12 protein-coding genes (1 of these 12 only partly in view) are annotated in these 16,739 nt (G+C 70.9%); 9 read left to right on the top strand and 3 right to left on the bottom strand.

Annotation, left to right across the window (positions count from 1 at the left end):
• Both OG738_RS22970 and OG738_RS22965 read left to right on the top strand, forming a co-directional pair.
• A protein-coding gene (locus tag OG738_RS22970) for an alpha/beta fold hydrolase (RefSeq protein ID WP_329056484.1) crosses the window boundary here: on the top strand, positions 1-537 show its 3' portion. It extends 252 nt beyond the left edge of the window; 537 of the gene's 789 nt are visible here — the last part of the coding sequence; the start codon falls outside the window, past its left edge; its stop codon occupies positions 535-537.
• On the top strand, positions 534-1,292 hold the full coding sequence (locus OG738_RS22965) for an SDR family oxidoreductase (RefSeq protein ID WP_329056482.1): 759 nt from the start codon (positions 534-536) through the stop codon (positions 1,290-1,292). Before OG738_RS22970 ends, OG738_RS22965 begins: the two co-directional genes overlap by 4 nt.
• Here the strand turns inward: OG738_RS22965 and OG738_RS22960 are convergent.
• Complete coding sequence (locus tag OG738_RS22960; protein ID WP_329056480.1) at positions 1,277-2,824, bottom strand: IS1634 family transposase; 1,548 nt, start codon at positions 2,822-2,824, stop codon at positions 1,277-1,279. The two genes, OG738_RS22965 and OG738_RS22960, sit on opposite strands and share 16 nt — an antisense overlap.
• Before the next feature lie 153 nt (positions 2,825-2,977).
• Here OG738_RS22960 and OG738_RS22955 point away from each other — a divergent pair, with 153 nt between their 5' ends.
• The 4 genes from OG738_RS22955 (at position 2,978) to OG738_RS22940 (ending at position 9,236) form a co-directional block, all read left to right on the top strand.
• Positions 2,978-5,575: a bifunctional FO biosynthesis protein CofGH gene (locus OG738_RS22955; RefSeq protein ID WP_329056479.1), complete on the top strand. Its 2,598-nt coding sequence runs from the start codon at positions 2,978-2,980 to the stop codon at positions 5,573-5,575.
• 166 nt (positions 5,576-5,741) lie between these two features.
• Positions 5,742-6,599, top strand: coding sequence for a HalD/BesD family halogenase (locus tag OG738_RS22950; RefSeq protein ID WP_329056477.1), 858 nt, complete (start codon positions 5,742-5,744; stop codon positions 6,597-6,599).
• Positions 6,600-6,666: 67 nt separating this feature from the next.
• Positions 6,667-7,494, top strand: coding sequence for a class I SAM-dependent methyltransferase (locus OG738_RS22945; protein ID WP_329056475.1), 828 nt, complete (start codon positions 6,667-6,669; stop codon positions 7,492-7,494).
• Complete coding sequence (locus OG738_RS22940) at positions 7,491-9,236, top strand: choline/carnitine O-acyltransferase (protein WP_329056473.1); 1,746 nt, start codon at positions 7,491-7,493, stop codon at positions 9,234-9,236. Before OG738_RS22945 ends, OG738_RS22940 begins: the two co-directional genes overlap by 4 nt.
• Here the strand turns inward: OG738_RS22940 and OG738_RS22935 are convergent.
• Positions 9,222-10,136, bottom strand: a complete 915-nt coding sequence (locus OG738_RS22935) for an alpha/beta hydrolase fold domain-containing protein (protein WP_329056471.1) — start codon at positions 10,134-10,136, stop codon at positions 9,222-9,224. The two genes, OG738_RS22940 and OG738_RS22935, sit on opposite strands and share 15 nt — an antisense overlap.
• Entirely contained in the window at positions 10,133-10,915 is a 783-nt protein-coding gene (locus tag OG738_RS22930; protein WP_329056469.1) for a class I SAM-dependent methyltransferase, read from the bottom strand. The genes OG738_RS22935 and OG738_RS22930 overlap by 4 nt, the downstream gene beginning before the upstream one ends.
• 199 nt (positions 10,916-11,114) lie before the next feature.
• Between OG738_RS22930 and OG738_RS22925 the strand changes: the two genes are divergently transcribed.
• The 3 genes from OG738_RS22925 to OG738_RS22915 all read left to right on the top strand — a co-directional run bounded on the left by OG738_RS22925 (position 11,115) and on the right by OG738_RS22915 (position 16,735).
• Positions 11,115-13,430: a discoidin domain-containing protein gene (locus OG738_RS22925; protein WP_329056467.1), complete on the top strand. Its 2,316-nt coding sequence runs from the start codon at positions 11,115-11,117 to the stop codon at positions 13,428-13,430.
• A 20-nt stretch (positions 13,431-13,450) separates the two neighbouring features.
• Complete coding sequence (locus OG738_RS22920; protein WP_329056801.1) at positions 13,451-15,640, top strand: discoidin domain-containing protein; 2,190 nt, start codon at positions 13,451-13,453, stop codon at positions 15,638-15,640.
• An 87-nt stretch (positions 15,641-15,727) separates the two neighbouring features.
• Positions 15,728-16,735: a LacI family DNA-binding transcriptional regulator gene (locus OG738_RS22915; protein ID WP_329056465.1), complete on the top strand. Its 1,008-nt coding sequence runs from the start codon at positions 15,728-15,730 to the stop codon at positions 16,733-16,735.
• Positions 16,736-16,739: the final 4 nt, after the last annotated feature.

The following is a 16,739-nucleotide window of genomic DNA, read 5'->3' as shown; positions in this document are numbered from 1 at the left end:
GGCGGCCTCTCCATGGGTGGCCAGATCGTCATGCAGCTGGCGACGGACCACCCAGGCCGACTCCAAGCCCTCCTCCTCGCCGACACGTTCGCCGGCCTCGACACCCCGGCGGCGAAGCAGGCCCGCCTCGACACCGCCGCGCGGATCACCGAGGAGGGCATGCACGACTACGCCGACGAACTGCTCCCCCGGATGATCTCGAAGCAGACCCGCGCGACCAGGCCGGACGTCGAAGCGCACGTCCTCAGGATGATGCGCAACGCGCCGCGAGAAGGAGCAGCGGCCGCCCTCAGGGGACGCGCCGAGCGGCCCGACTACACCGAGGGGCTGAGGCGCGTCGACGTCCCCACCCTGGTGGTCGTCGGAGCTGAGGACGAGTTCACTCCCGTGCGCGACGCCCGGCTCATCCACCAAGAGATCGAGGCTTCGACCCTGGTGGTGATCGAGGGCGCGGGCCACCTGCCTAACCTGGAGTGCGAGACGGAGTTCAACGAGGCACTCAGCATGTTCCTAACCTCAAGCGGAGCCACGCCATGACCCAGCAGACCGTGTTCGTGACCGGCGCCAGCGCCGGCTTCGGTGACGCCATCGCGCGCCGGTTCGTCGCCGAGGGCGCCCGCGTCATCGCCGTCGCCCGGAGTGAAGACAAGCTCGCGAAGCTCGCGGCGGAACTCGGCGACGCCGTCCTCCCGGTCACCCTCGACGTCAGCGACCCCGAAGCCGTCAAGAACACCATCGACAACCTCCCGGAGGGCTGGCGAGAAGTCGACGTCCTGGTCAACAACGCCGGCCTGGCCAAGGGCCTCGAGCCCGCGCACAAAGCGGACCTCCAGGACTGGGACGAGATGATCGCGACCAACGTCCGCGGCCTCGCGCACGTGACCCGCGCGCTGCTGCCCGGCATGGTCGAGCGCGGCCGCGGCCACGTGATCAACATCGGCTCGATCGCCGGGACCTACCCCTACCCCGGCGGCAACGTCTACGGCGCGACCAAGGCGTTCGTCCACCAGTTCAGCCTCAACCTGCGCAGCGACCTGCACGGCACCGGCGTCCGCGTGACGAACGTCGAGCCCGGCATGGTCGGCGGCACGGACTTCTCGAAGGTCCGCTTCGACGGCGACCAGGACAAGGCCGACAAGGTCTACCAGGGCACCACGCCGCTGACCGCGGACGACGTCGCCGAGTCCGTCTTCTGGGCGGCGAACCAGCCGAAGCACGTGAACATCAACGTCATCGAGCTGATGCCGGTGGTCCAGAGCTTCTCGGCGCTGCAGATCTACCGGGAGTCCTGAAACAGCGAGAACAACGCCTGCTGACCCGGGTCCCGCTCGGTCGGCAGCCGCTTCGTCCGCGGCCGCCCGCCGGTCGAGGGATACCGGAGCACCAGCTCCCCGATGCCCGCGAGCTGGTCGAGCAGCTCGCGCACCGACAGGTTCATCCCCGCCCGGTCGGCCTCGCGTCGCATCAGGTGGGTCACGGTCGCGGCCAGCACCGAAACAAGCCCGTGCGCGGCGATCCGCTGCCGCGTCCACTCCCAGCGCGGGGTCGGGCCCGTGACGGCGGGGCCGGTGAGCCAGCGGAACGTCGACTCCAGGTGCGTGCGGGCCCGGTAGGCCGTGACGACGTCGCCGATCGGCCAGTCCCGGTCGGTGACCAGCACCTGCTTGCCGAAGAACTCGTCGTCCAGCCGGGCCAGCGCGGCGGTGTCGATCCGGCGTTCGAGGCGGATCTCGCCGGGCCGGTTCCCGCTGAGCACGGCGGTCAGCACGCGCTCAATGCGCCGGCCGCGCGTCACCCGGCCGAGTTCGGCGTGGACCTGGGGGCGATCGCCGCGGTGAGTGCCCGCCGCCAGCGCCTCGGCCAGGCCGTCGAGCTCGCGGGTCGCGGTGGCCAGCTCGTCGGCGAACGCGCGGGACTGCGCGGCGTGCAGCGTCGCCGAATGCGTGAGGATCACGCGCCGCCGGACGCCGTCGACGACCGCGTGCGTGTCCAAGGCGGTGAGGCCGGCGAACCGCTCCGGGTCGACGCGCTTGCGGGCGGACGCGGGCTGGGTCAGCAGCTCGGGGTGGTCGGTCAGCGGCAGCGAGCCGACGAATCCGCTGCGTGAGCCCAGGTCGAGCTGGGCCGCCTGGCCGGAGTGGAAGACGAGCGTCGCGGGGCCCAGCTCCGCGGTCAGCGAGGCGAACGTCGGCGCCGTGTCGTCGTCGCGCCGGTACACCCGCGATCTGAGGGGGATCGCGCCGTCGCGGGTCACCCGCAGGCCCGCTCCGGCGAGGACGCCCCGGCACGCCGAGGGCAGCGTGCAGTCGGCCGGGGCGAACGCGGCGAACTGCGGGACGTCGACGGCGAGTGCCGCGTGGTCGTCGAGCGTGTCCAGCACCGCGGCGGCGATGGTGTCCTCGATGCGCGCGACTCGTTCGGGCGTAAGGCGTTCCAGCGCCCGCCAGGTGCCGTCCACTGTGGACACCCGAGGCCGCACGAAGTCGGCGGCGGCGCTCGCGGCCCACCACTCGCCGATCGGCGTCCCGGGCGCGGTCGCGCGGTGCAGCACCGCGACGGCGAGCCTCAGCCCCAGCGACGGCTTCGCGCGCACGACGTCGTCGACGCGCCGGACGAAGTCCAGCCGGGAGAGGGTCGCCCACACCGCGGCGACGTCGCCGTACGTCCGGTACGACGCCGACGCCGGTTCGCCGCCCGGGACGGCGCGGGCGATCTCCTCGGCCGTCCCGAGGTAACGCTGGGTCACCACGCGCGGCTTGCCGTCCACCCGCCCGGACTCCGCCAGGTAGTAGTACGTCCGTCCGCCGATCTTCTTGCCGACCACCGATGCCACCCTTTAGGTAATACACGGCCGAGCGCTGATCGACAACCAGGGCACCCGGCTGACCTGCGACGACGATCACGCCCACCGAACGGGTGAGCCGGGTGCGCAACACACACTGGCTGGTCCCGCGAGGACAGTCCTAGCGTGGGTGAAATGGGACCCGAACCCGACGCCACCGCCCCGACCGCCTCCGCGATGCGCCGCGCGCTCGCCCGGGCGCGTGACGGGAAGACACTGGACGTAGCCGAAGCGAGCGTCCTGCTGCACGCCCGCGGCGACGACCTCACCACGCTTTCCGAGTACGCCTCCCGCATCCGGGACGCGGGCCTGGCCGAGGCCGGGCGCGCCGGCATCATCACCTACAGCCGCAAGGTGTTCATCCCCTTGACCCGGCTCTGCCGCGACCGCTGCGGCTACTGCACCTTCGTCACGGTGCCGGGCCGGCTCGAATCGCCGTTCCTGTCCCCGGACGAGGTTCTCGACATCGCCCGCAAGGGTGCGGAAATGGGCTGCAAGGAGGCCCTCTTCACGCTCGGCGACCGGCCTGAAGACCGCTGGAAGGCGGCCCGCGACTGGCTGGACGCGCACGGCTACGACGACACGCTCTCCTACGTCCGCGCGATGGCGATCCGGGTGCTCGAGGAGACCGGCCTGCTGCCGCACCTCAACCCGGGCGTGCTGACCTGGCAGGACTTCCAGCGCCTGAAGCCGGTCGCGCCGTCGATGGGCATGATGCTGGAGACGACCGCGACCCGGCTGTGGAGCGAGAAGGGCGGCCCGCACTACGGGTCACCCGACAAGGATCCCGCGGTGAGGCTCCGCGTGCTCGAGGACGCCGGGCGCAGCAGCGTCCCGTTCACCACCGGCGTCCTCATCGGCATCGGCGAGACGCACGAAGAGCGCGCCGACGCGCTGTTCGAGATCCGCAAGGTCGCCCGGACCTACGGCGGCATCCAGGAAGTCATCGTCCAGAACTTCCGGGCCAAGCCGGACACGAAGATGCGCGCGACGCCGGACGCCGACCTCGAAGAGCTGGCCGCGAACATCGCCGTGGCGCGGCTCGTGCTCGGCCCGAAGATGCGCATCCAGGCGCCGCCGAACCTGATCGGCAGCCAGTACGACCTGATGATCCGCGCCGGCATCGACGACTGGGGCGGCGTCTCGCCGCTGACCCCGGACCACGTCAACCCCGAGCGCGCGTGGCCGCAGATCGACGAGCTGGCCCGCCGCACCGAGAAGGCCGGGTTCGAGCTGAAGGAACGACTCACCATCTACCCGGAGTACGTCAAGGCCGGCGAGCCGTGGCTGGACCCGCGGATCACGCGGCACGTCGCCGCGCTCGTCGACTACGACACCGGGATGGCGCGCGAGGACGCCAGGCCGGTCGGCATCCCGTGGCAGGAGCCGGACGGCGGCTGGCAGGAGTCCGGGCGCACCGACCTGCACACCGAGATCGATACCACCGGCCGCACCGAGGACCGCCGCAGCGACTTCGACTCCGTCTACGGGGACTGGAAGGAGATCGGCGACCGGATCAAGACCGGGCCGCAGAAGTTCGACTCGACCGTGCTGGAAGCGTTGCGCAGCGCGGAAAAGGACCCCGCCGGGCTGTCCGACGACGCCGCGCTCGCGCTGCTGTCCGCCGACGGGAAGGAGCTGGACGCCTTCACCAAGCTCGCGGACGACCTGCGCCGCGAAACCGTCGGGGACGACATCACGTTCGTCGTCACGCGGAACATCAACTTCACCAACGTCTGCTACACGGGTTGCCGCTTCTGCGCCTTCGCGCAGCGTCGCACCGACGCCGACGCGTACACGCTCTCGCTGGAGCAGGTCGGCGACCGCGTCGACGAGGCGTGGGCCGCGGGCGCGACCGAGATCTGCATGCAGGGCGGCATCCACCCGGACCTGCGGGGCACCGCGTACTTCGACCTCGCGGCCGAGGTCAAGCGCCGTCAGCCGGAGATCCACCTGCACTCCTACAGCCCGATGGAGGTCGTGAACGGCGCTTCGCGGACCAACCTGTCCCTGAAGGACTGGCTGATCAAGGCCAAGGAAGCCGGCGTCGACTCGCTGCCGGGCACGGCCGCGGAGATCCTCGACGACGACGTCCGCTGGGTGCTCACCAAGGGCAAGCTGCCGACGTCGGAGTGGATCAAGGTCGTGACCACCGCGCACGAGGTCGGGCTGCCGACGACGTCCACGATGATGTACGGCCACGTCGACACCCCCGCCCACTGGGTCGCGCACCTCAAGCTGCTCGCGCGGCTGCAGCGCGAAGGCCTGGAGAAGCACGGGCGGCGCGGGTTCAGCGAGTTCGTGCTGCTGCCGTTCATCCACCAGAGCTCGCCGATCTACCTCGCCGGGCTGGCCCGCGCCGGGGCGACCGTGCGCGAGAACCGGGCGGTGCACGCGCTTTCCCGGCTGCTGCTGCACGGCATGATCGACAACATCCAGAGCTCCTGGGTCAAGCTCGGCGAAGAGGGCAGCCGCGCGGTGCTGCAGGGCGGCGTCAACGACATCGGCGGGACGCTGATGGAGGAGACGATCAGCCGGATGGCCGGCGCGTCGAACGGGTCGTACAAGACGATCAGCGACATGCGCGCGATGGTCGAGCCGCTCGGCCGCCCGCTCGTGCAGCGCACGACCGGCTACGGCAGGCCGACGGCCGAGCGCGTCGCCGCCGCGGAGGCTTCGGACGGCGTCGCGACCGCCGTGCGCAAGCCGCTCCTGCCGCTGCTCACGCCGTAGGACGGTAGCGGGCGCCCAGGCTCCGGGCGCCCGCTACTCTTGCGGCGCATGGGGGTTCTCGCTTCGCACCGCTTCTGACGCACTGTGTGTCACCGCTCACAAACGGACGGTTGACCAACCGGACTCTGTGCTAACTCTGGTCCCTCACCCGGCGGAAGGGACTTCGATGAGCACCTCCGTGGCGCCACTGGAAATGGTCGACACCGACCGTTACCCGCTCTCCGATCCGGACCGTCCCGCGTGGCGCGAGATCGTCGCCCGCACCCGTGCCGACCTGGTCGCCGTCGGGTGCAGCGTGCTCGCCGACTTCATCCGGCCCGAGCTGCACGACGTCCTCCGGGAAGAATGCGCCGCGCTGGAGCCGCACGCCTACACGAAGATCGAAAAGGTCAACGCCTACAACACGGCGATCGACGAGCCGCTGCCCGAGGACCACCCGGGCCGCACGATCATGGAGCGCGGCAACGCCTTCGTCGCCCGGGACCACATCCCCGCGTCGTCGATCATCGCCCGGCTCTACACCAGCCCGCTGTTCCAGCGGTTCGTCGCCGACTGCTTCGGCCTGCCGGAGCTGCACGAACTGGCCGACCCGCTGTCCGGGCTGACGCTCAACGCGATCGCACCCGGCCGCGCGCACCCGTGGCACTTCGACACGAACGCCTACACCGTGAGCATGCTGACGCAGGCCGCCGAAGCGGGCGGGACCTTCGAATACTGCCCCGGCATCCGGTCCGCGGCCGACGAGAACTTCGCCGGCGTGCGGGAGGTCCTTTCCGGCGAAAGCACCCGTCCGGTCCAGCGGCTCAGCCTCCGTCCGGGGGATCTGCAGCTCTTCCAAGGGCGCTTCGCCTTGCACCGGGTCAGTACGGTGGAGGGTGCGATCGCGCGGCATTCCGCGATCTTCGCCTACAGCGAGCGCCCGGGGGTCATCGGCAGCGCGGAGCGGACCAGGCAGCTCTTCGGCCGGGTCTTGCCCGCCCACCTCGCGGGGCGCACCGACCGGGGTGACGAGCTGCTCGACTAGTCCATCCATGCCCCCACCGCCGCCCTCAACGGACAGCGGAGCTGCGACTAGATCAGGAGCCTGGCCTGTGCCTTTCGACTCGACCGGCAAGATCTCGTTCGACCACATCTACACCGCGCCCGACCCGCGGCCGTTCTTCGGCACGCTCCGCCGCGTCGGCTACGAAATCCCCCAGCTCGCGAAGCCGTACTTCGCGAAACTGATCGGCGAACACCCCGCCGAGCGCCCGACCGTGCTCGACGTCGGCTGCTCGTACGGCGTCAACGCGGCCCTGCGGCGGTGCGACGCCACGATGGACGACCTCTACGCGCACTACACCGACCCGGACGTGCGGCCGCTGAGCCACGCACGGCTGCTCGAAGCCGACCGGACGCGCGTCACCGGCGAGGGCGGGGCGAAGTTCTACGGCTTGGACGCGTCGGCGCCGGCGCTCGAGTACGCGCTTTCCGCCGGGTTCCTCGACGAGGCGATCCACGCCGACCTCGAGCACGACGACCCGGACAGCACCCAGCGCAAGCTGCTGGACGACGTCGACCTGGTGATCTCGACCGGCTGCGTCGGCTACGTCACCGAGAAGACGATCACCCGGATCGCCCGCGGCTCACGGCCGTGGATGGCGCACTTCGTGCTGCGGATGTTCTCCTACGAACCGGTCGCCGACAGCCTCGCCGGGCTGGGGTACGAAACCGCGCAGGTACCGGGCGTGTTCCGGCAGCGGCGGTTCGCCTCCGCCGAGGAGCAGACGCAGATCCTCGACACGCTCGACGCGGCCGGGTTCGACCCGGCCGGCCTGGAGTCCGACGGCTGGCTCTACGCGCAGCTGTATGTTTCCCGTCCTGAAGGCGCGGCCGCGGAACTCGCGGCCACGCTCGCCACTTCTCAGCAAGAAGGATGATCGTGAGCAGTCCGGACTGGTCCACCCGCACGTTCGGCAACGAGGACCGGCTCCCCCGCGTCCCCGTCCCCACGCTGGAGGACAGCGGCCGCCGCTTCCTCGAGTGGTGCGCACCGCTGCTGACGCCGGACGAGCTGGCCGCGACCGAAACGGCGGTCGCGGAGTTCCTGGCGCCCGGCAGCCCCGGACGCGGGTGGCAGGCCGCGCTCGAGGAGTACAACCGCTCGCCCGGCGTGCGCAGCTGGCTCGACACGTTCTGGCCGTACCGCTACCTCGGCCGCCGCGACCGGATCGCGCTCAACGCCAACTTCTTCTTCCTGTTCCAGGACTCCCCGCTGGGTCAGGTGGAGCGCGCGGCCGAGCTGACCGCGGCCGCCGTGGACTACAAGCTGAAGCTCGACGAGGAACTGGTGCCGCCGGTGCTGCTGCGCGGGACGCCGCAGTCGATGGTGCAGCACCAGTACCTGTTCTCGGCCACGCGCATCCCGGGCGAGCTGCTCGACACCGCGCGCACGCGGTTCCCGTCGCCGGAGCGGCACATCGTCGTGTTCCACCGGGACACGCCGTTCCGCCTGGACGTCCTCGCCGAAGACGGCCGCCCGTACTCGCCGGCGCAGCTGGCCGACGGGTTGCGCGCGATCCTCAAGGACGACCACGTCGCCGACGTCCCCGCGGGGCACTTCACGACGAAGGCGCGTGCGGAGTGGGCGGCTTCGCGGGCCGCGTTGCTCGAAGCGGGCAACGGCGACGCGCTGGAGACGATCGAGACGGCGTTGTTCTGCCTGTGCCTGGACGACTTCACGCCGTCGAGCGCCCTGGAAGCCGGTGACCGGCTGCTGTACGGCGACAACCGCTGGTACGACAAGGCCGTGTCGCTCATCGTGTTCGAGGACGGCACCGCGGGGATCAACGTCGAGCACTGCGAGCTCGACGGCACGACGATCCTCGGCTTCACCGACGTGCTGCTGAGCGGTTCGCGTTCGTCGCGGGAGCCCGCCGAGGGCGTGCCGGGCTACGAGGTCGTCGAGTTCGCGTTGACCGACGCCCTCCGCGAAGACGCTCTCGCGGCGGGGGCCGCCTTCAGGGCGTACGCGGACGCGACGGCGACGCAGACCGTGTCGTTCGACTTCGGCGCCAACCGGGCGAAGGAGCTGGGGATGTCCCCGGACGCCTTCGCGCAGATGGCGTACCAGCTCGCGCATCGCCGCGCGAAGGGCCTGACCGGAGCGACGTACGAGTCGATCGCGACGCGGCAGTTCCAGAACGGGCGCACCGAGGCGATGCGAGTCGTGACGCCGGAGGTCGTGAAGTTCGTCGACACCGTCGAAAGCGGCACCGCTTCGGCCGACGAGAAGCGCGAAGCGTTCCGGACGGCCGCGGCGAAGCACGTCTCGCGGGCGAAGGAGTGTCAGGCCGGTGACGCGCCGGAGCAGCACCTGTGGGAGCTGCAGCTGATCGGGAAGCGCCGCGGCGACCCGGAAACGCCGTCGCTGTACACGTCCCCGGGCTGGCTGAAGATGCGCGACGACTACCTGAGCACCAGCTCGGCGCCGTCGGTCAACATCCAGTACTTCGGCTTCGGCTCGACGAGCCCGCAGTGCATCGGCGTCGCGTACGTGCTGCTGCCGGACCGCTGGAACATCTACCTCAGCACGCCGAAGCACGTGTCCGCGGAGATGTACCGCTTCGCCGACGAACTCGCTGTCGCGGTGCGGGAACTGCAGGACCTACTGGCCGAGTAAGCGCCGCAACCAGGTCAGCCGGGCGGCTCGTGCCGCCCGGCTGATCCGCGCTTCCGGGGCCAGCGAGTCGAACCCGTGGAAGCCCCCGGGCCAGACGTGCAGCTCGGCCTCGCCACCCGCCTGCCAGATGCGGCCCGCGTACGCCACCACCTCGTCGCGGAACGTCTCCGCCGTGCCGACGTCCAGGAACGCCGGCGGCAGCCCGGCAAGCTCGGTGGCGCGGGCCGCGGCGGCGTAGGGCGGGACGTCGTCGAGGTCGCCGAGGTAGGCCGTCCAGCCGACCCGGTTGGCCGTGCGGTCCCAGAGGCCGCGGCCGTCGAAGTCGACGGCCGACGGCGTGTCGTTGCGGTCGTCGAGCATCGGGCACAGCAGCAGCTGCCCGGCGACGGACGGGCCGCCGCGGTCGCGGGCCAGCAGGGCCGTGGCCGCCGCGAGGCCGCCGCCCGCGCTGATCCCGCCGAGCACGAGCGGGGCGGCGTACCGCTCGGCCGTCCACAGTAGACCGGCGTAGCAGTCCTCGACCGGCGCCGGGTACGGGTGCTCGGGCGCGAGCCGGTAGCCCGGCGAGACGATCGTCAGGCTCAGTTCGCCGGCCCAGGCCAGCAGGTTCGGCACGTCGGCGCCGAGGTGGCTGCCGACGATCGTGCCACCGCCGTGGACGTAGTACAGGACGCCCGCGCTCGACGCCGGGGCCATGACCAGCAGCGGGACGTCCCCCGCGTACTCTTCCGCGACCTTGTACCCGGGGTACGCGGCGGCCAGCTCCTCGACGGTCCGGTGCTCGGCGGCGTTCAGCTCGCGGCGGCCGGGGATGTCGGCGAGGGAAGCCAGTGGCGGGCGGAGGACGCGCAGCATCTCGACGACGGGCGCCAGCTCGGGGTCGAACGGCGGCGGCGTCACGACGTCGGGTCCGAGACGACGAGGACCAGCGACCCCTCGAACGTCCGCTGCTCGCGCAGGCGCCCGTAACGGCGTTCCCACGTGCCGTCGTCGAGGTCGTGCTGCAGCTCGGCGGCGAAGCGGTGGTGCACGCGGTCGTCGACGAAGCTCCACGCCGAGCACGACAGCCGCGCGCCCGGGTCGAGCAGGCGTTCCGGGCGGGCGTAGTAGGCCTCGTTGAAGCCGTCGGTGCAGTCGATCGGGATCGGCACGCCGATGATCGACGTGGTACCGCCGAGCCCGTCGGCGATGTCGTCGACCGGCGGGTAGCGCCGCGCTTCGGTTTCGATCACCTCGGGCGCGTAGTCGAGCAGCCAGAACCGCCGCAGCAGGGCCGGGTCGCAGGTCAGGATGGCGATCGGGCCGCGGGTGACGCGGCGCAGCTCCTTCAGCCCGGTCCACAGGTCGTTCCACTGGTGGACGCTGAACGTGCTCATCGCGCCCTCGAACGCGCGGTCCGGGAACGGGAGCTTCTCGGCCACCGCGTCGACCGCCGGCGGCAGCTCCGCCGGGCGCTGCGCCCGCATCGACGCGGACGGCTCGACGGCGGTCACTTCGCGGTCTTCGGGTTCGTACGCGCCGGCGCCCGCGCCGACGTTCAGCACGGTCCGCGCGTCGCCCAGCGCGTCGAGGATGTACTGGCCGATCCGGGGATCCGGCTTGCGGTAATCGGTGTAGACCCCGCCGATCGCGCCGTAATCCGCGTCCCCGGCGCTGCCGTCCGCACGTCGCTGGCTCATGCCGGAAAACTATCAGCGCGCACCGACCGCGAGAGCGTTGCTCCGCCGGGCGTAAGCGAACGTCGGGCATCCGGCGCAGTCGTCAATTCCTGTCGCAAAGTTGCGTAAGTTCGTCCAACTATTGCGGTTTCTTGTCCCAGATTCGTATGATCCCGGTCACAGAGGTCCCCCACCTGCTGCGGAAAGGCCAGTGCCGCCCATGTCTCCCAGCTCTGTCTCCAGCGCGCCCGAAAAAGCCCCGGATCGCCTCCGGGCCAAGAGATTCGGTGCGATCGCCGCCGCCGTGACCGTCGCGGCCGGCCTGACGATCGCCGCCGCTCCCGCCGGCAGCCCGGCCCTCGCGGCCGGCCGCGGCGCGACCGTGCCCTTCCTCGAACAGGAAGCGGAAAACGCGGCGACGAACGGCTCGATCATCGGCCCCAACCGCGCGGCGGGCACGCTCGCCGGCGAGGCGTCCGGCCGCAAGGCCGTCACGCTGTCCGGCCAGGGCCAGTACGTCGAGTTCACGCTCACGGCCCCGGCGAACTCGATCGACTTCCGCTACAGCCTCCCGGACTCCGCCAACGGCACCGGGACGAGCGGCACGATCTCGCTCTACGTCGGCGGTGCCCACAACCGGGACATCGCGCTGACCTCGAAGTACGCCTGGTACTACGGCTCGTACCCGTTCACCAACAACCCCGGTGACGGCCACGCGCACCACTTCTACGACGAGGCGCGCGCCCTGCTCGGCACGTCGTACCCGGCCGGCACCAAGATCAAGCTGCAGGTCGACGCGGGCGACACCACGGCCTCGACGATCGACCTCGCCGACTTCGAGCAGGTCGGCGCGGCCGCCTCGCGGCCCGCGAACTCGGTGTCCGTCACCGACTACGGCGCCACCGCGGGCGACACGAGCGACGACGCGGGCGCGTTCGACTCCGCCGTGGCCGCCGCCCGCAGCCAGGGCAAGGAGGTCTGGATCCCGTCCGGGACGTTCACCCTCGGCCACCACATCACGGTCGACCAGGTGACGATCCGCGGCGCCGGGCCGTGGTACTCGGTGCTGACCGGCCCGCGCGCCGGGATCTTCGGCAAGGGCGAACCGGCGAGCTGCGGGACGTCGACGTATCCCGGCAACGGCGCCGTCCCGGGCACGAGCAGCGCGGTCAAGCTGTACGACTTCGCGATCATCGGCCAGGTCGACGCCCGCGTCGACTGCGACCAGTCCAACGCCATCGGCGGTGCGCTGGGCGGCGGCTCGGTCGTGCAGAACCTGTGGCTGCAGCACACGAAGGTCGGGCTGTGGCTCGACGGGCCGTTCGACGGGCTCACCGTGTCCGGCAACCGGATCCTCGACCAGACGGCCGACGGGCTGAACCTGCACCAGGGCATCAGCAACGTCACGGTCACGAACAACTTCCTGCGCAACACCGGCGACGACGGCCTGGCCATGTGGTCCGAGCACGACGCCGACCACCACAACACGTTCTCCTTCAACACCGTCCTGCTGCCGATCCTCGCGAACAACATCGCGATCTACGGCGGGCACGACAACACCGTGTCCGACAACGTCGTGGCCGACAACCAGGACCAGGGCGGCGGCCTGCACATCGCCAACCGGTTCAGCGCGGTGCCGCTCTCGGGCACCACGACCGTCGCGCGCAACACCGCGATCCGCACCGGCGTGCTCGACTCGAACTGGCAGTTCGGCGTCGGCGCGCTGTGGTTCGACGGCCGCGACTCGGCGATCACCGGCCGCGTCGACGTCACCGACCTCGACCTGCAGGACAACAACTACGAGGCGATCCAGTTCATCGACAGCGCCACCACGGACGTGCACTTCACGAACGTCCGGATCAGCGGGGCCGGCACGTTCGCCTGGCAGATCCAGGCCAAGCCGACGGGGTCGGTGCAGAACGTCGTCGCGACCGGCGTCGGCCGCGCGGGCGTCTACAACTGCATGGGCCCGGACGCGATGACCGGTCTCGCCGACCAGGGCGGCAACTCGGGGTGGACGACGACGTACTGCGGCTCGTGGCCGACGCCCGTCTACGGCTCGAACAACGGCGGCACCACGACCACCACACCGCCGCCAACCACCACTCCGCCGACCACGACCCCGCCCACCACGACCCCGCCCACCGGGAGCCTGGCGCTGCACAAGAACGTCAGCGCGTCCGGCTCGCAGGGTGGCTTCCCGCCGGGCAACGCGGTCGACGGGGACGCGAACTCGTACTGGGAGAGCACGAACAACGCGTTCCCGCAGACGTTCACCGTCGACTTCGGCAGCACGGTGACCGTCTCGCGGCTGGTGCTGAAGCTGCCGCCGTCGTCGGCGTGGGGCACCCGCACGCAGACGATCTCGGTCGGCGGGATCAAGGCCGCCGCCGGCTACACGTTCAACCCCGCGTCCGGCAACACCGCGACCATCACCTTCCCGGCGACGTCGGCGCGCACGCTGCAGCTGACCTTCACCGGCAACACCGGCTGGCCCGCGGGCCAGCTGTCCGAACTCGAAGCCTATTCCTCGTGAGCGAACGAAAGGTGCTGATGATGCCCTCGATTCCCCGCGGCGCGGCCTTGCTGGCCGCCGCACTCGCCGCGGCCGGCCTGACCGTGCTTTCCGGCGGTACCCCGGCCGCCGCGGCCACCTGCCCCACGACGGCGTCCGGCGGCGCGAGCGTGCCGTTCCGGACCGTCGAGGCCGAGTGCTCGGCGACGAACGGCTCGGCCGTCGGCCCGGACTACACGCAGGCCAGCATCGCTTCGGAAGCGTCCGGACGGCAGGCCGTGAAGATCACGACCGGCCAGTACGTCGAGTTCACGCTGCCCGCGGCGGCCAACTCGATCAACGTCCACTACAACCTGCCCGACGGCTCGTCCGGGCGGCTTTCGGTGTACGTCAACGGGACCAAGCTCGGCAGCGGCCTCTCGGTGACGTCCCGGTATTCCTATGTGGACACCGGCTGGATCCCGGGCGCGAAGACGCACCACTTCTTCGACGACGCCCGGCTGCTGTTCGGCCAGAACGCGGCCGCCGGAGCCAAGGTCCGGGTGGAAGCCGACTCCGGCGACGTCGGCCAGGCGACCATCGACCTGGCCGACTTCGAGCAGGTCGGCGGCGCGGGTGCGCAGCCGGCCAACTCGCTTTCGGTGACCGACTACGGTGCCACGGCGAACGACTCGTCGGACGACTCGCAGGCGTTCCGCAACGCGCTCTCGGCGGCCCGTTCGCAGGGTCGCGAAGTCTGGGTGCCGCCGGGCCGGTTCGAGATCGGCTCGGCGCTGCAGATCGACCAGACGACCGTCCGCGGCGCCGGCCAGTGGTACACGGTGTTGCACGGCAACAACATCTTCAACAACGGCAGCGCGTCCGGCAACATCAAGCTGTACGACTTCGCGGTGTTCGGTGACGTCACCGAGCGGAACGACGGCAGCCCGGACAACGCGTTCCACGGCGTGCTCGGGAACGGCTCGGTCGTGAGCGGCCTGTGGATCCAGGACACGAAGTGCGGGCTGTGGCTGATGAACGGCGCGTCGTCGAACCTCACGATCGAGAACAACCGCATCCTCGACACGCAGGCCGACGGCGTGAACTTCGACGGCGCCGTCACGAACTCGACGTTGCGCAACAACTACCTGCGCAACAACGGCGACGACGGCCTCGCGCTGTGGTCCAACGGCCAGGCCGATTCGGGCAACTCGCTGGTCAACAACACGGTCGTGCAGCCGAACCTGGCCAACGGCATCGCGCTGTACGGCGGCTCGAACAACACCGTGAGCGGCAACCTCGTCCAGGACACGAACGCCCTCGGCGGCGGCTACCTGGTCGCGAACCGGTTCAGCTCGGTGCCGTTGAGCGGCACGGTGACGCTGTCGAACAACACCGCGCTGCGGGCCGGGGCGCTCGACCCGAACTGGCAGTTCGGCGTCGGCGCGCTGTGGTTCGACGCGCGCGACCAGGCGATCACCGGCGTCACGATCCGGGTCACCGGGTTCACCGCGATCCAGAGCCCGTACGAGGCCATCCAGTTCATCGACGGCAACGGCGCGGGCAAGCAGATCCAGGGCATCACGATCGACGGCGTCTCGGTGCAGGGCGTCGGCACGTTCGTGGCGCAGTCGCAAACGCAGGGGTCGGTGTCGATCAGCAACCTCACGGCGTCCGGCGTCGGCGTGACCGGCACGTACAACTGCCCGTACCCGACGTCGATCCCGAAGATGACCTTCAGCGGGTCCGGCAACAGCGGCTGGACCGGCACCTGGAGCGACTGCTCGACGTGGCCCGCGCCGAACTCGGGGCCGCCGCAGCCGCCTACGTCCGGTAGCAACATCGCGAAGGGCAAGGCGATCAGCGCGTCGGCGTCGCAGGGCGGGTTCCCGCCGTCGAACGCCAACGACGGGAACGCGAACTCGTACTGGGAGAGCGCGAACAACGCGTTCCCGCAGACGCTGACGGTGGACCTCGGCGCCGCTTCGTCGATCAACAAGGTGACGCTCAAGCTGCCGCCGTCGTCGGCGTGGGGTGCGCGCACCCAGACGGTGACGATCTCGGGCAGCCAGGACGGCGGCTCGTACACGACGCTGGTGGGTTCGCGCGGCTACACGTTCGACCCGGCCACCGGCAACACGGCGTCGGTGTCGTTCGCGGCGACGTCCCAGCGGTTCGTGCGGCTGACGTTCACCGGCAACACCGGCTGGCCCGCGGGCCAGGTGTCCGAGTTCGAGGTGGCGGCTTCGTAGCCCGGCCCTCCGGCAAGCCCGTACCGGTCCCCGGGACCGGTACGGGCTTGTCACAGTTTTGCGCCCAGTTGCTGTAAAGTTTCACTCATGACGCGTCGTCTTGCCGAAGTCGCCCGCCAGGTCGGGGTCAGCGAAGCCACGGTCAGCCGGGTGCTCAACGGCCGGTCCGGGGTGTCCGCCAGCACCCGGGCCGCCGTGCTCACCGCGCTGGACGTGATGGGCTACGAACGCCCCACCCAGCTGCGCGGCGAGCGGGCCCGCCTGGTCGGGCTGGTGCTGCCGGAGCTGCAGAACCCCATCTTCCCCGCACTGGCCGAGATCATGGGCAACGCCCTCGCGCAGCAGGGCTTCACGCCGGTGCTGTGCACGCGGACCGCGGGCGGGGTGTCGGAAGCGGAGTACGTCGAGCTGCTCCTGCAGCAGCAGGTGTCCGGCGTGGTGTTCGCCGGCGGGCTGTACGCGCAGGCGGACGCGGTGCACTCGCACTACCACCACCTCGTCGAGCGGCGACTCCCGACCGTGCTGATCAACGCGGCGGTCGACCACCTCGGGCTGCCGCAGGTGTCGTGCGACGACGCGGTGGCCGTCGAGCAGGTCGTCGGGCACCTGAGCTCACTGGGGCACGAGAAGATCGGCCTGGTGCTCGGGCCGACCGACCACGTGCCGTCGAAGCGCAAGCTCGAAGCGTTCCAGGCGTACGCGGCGAAGCTCGGGCTGCCGGTGCTGGACGAGCTGGTCGAGCACGGCATGTTCTCCATCGAAGGCGGCCACGCGGCGGCGGCGCGGTTGTACCCCCGCGGCGCGACGGCGGTGCTGTGCGCGAGTGACCTGCTGGCGCTGGGCGCGGTCCGCGCGGCCCGGCGGCAGGGGCTGTCGGTGCCGGAGGACATCTCGGTGGTGGGCTACGACGACTCGGCCCTGATGAACTGCACCGACCCGCCCCTGACGACCACCCGCCAGCCGATCGAGGCGATGGGCCGCGCGGTGGTGGAGCTGCTGGTGAAGCGCATCAACGGCGGCGAGGTGGCCGCGGAGGAGCTGCTGTTCGCCCCGGAGCTGGTGGTCCGCGGGTCCACCGCCCGCCGCACGGCCTAGCTCT

This window comes from Amycolatopsis sp. NBC_01488 (assembly GCF_036227105.1).
Classification (GTDB): Bacteria; Actinomycetota; Actinomycetes; order Mycobacteriales; family Pseudonocardiaceae; genus Amycolatopsis.
This window is presented reverse-complemented; position numbering and strand designations above follow the sequence as displayed.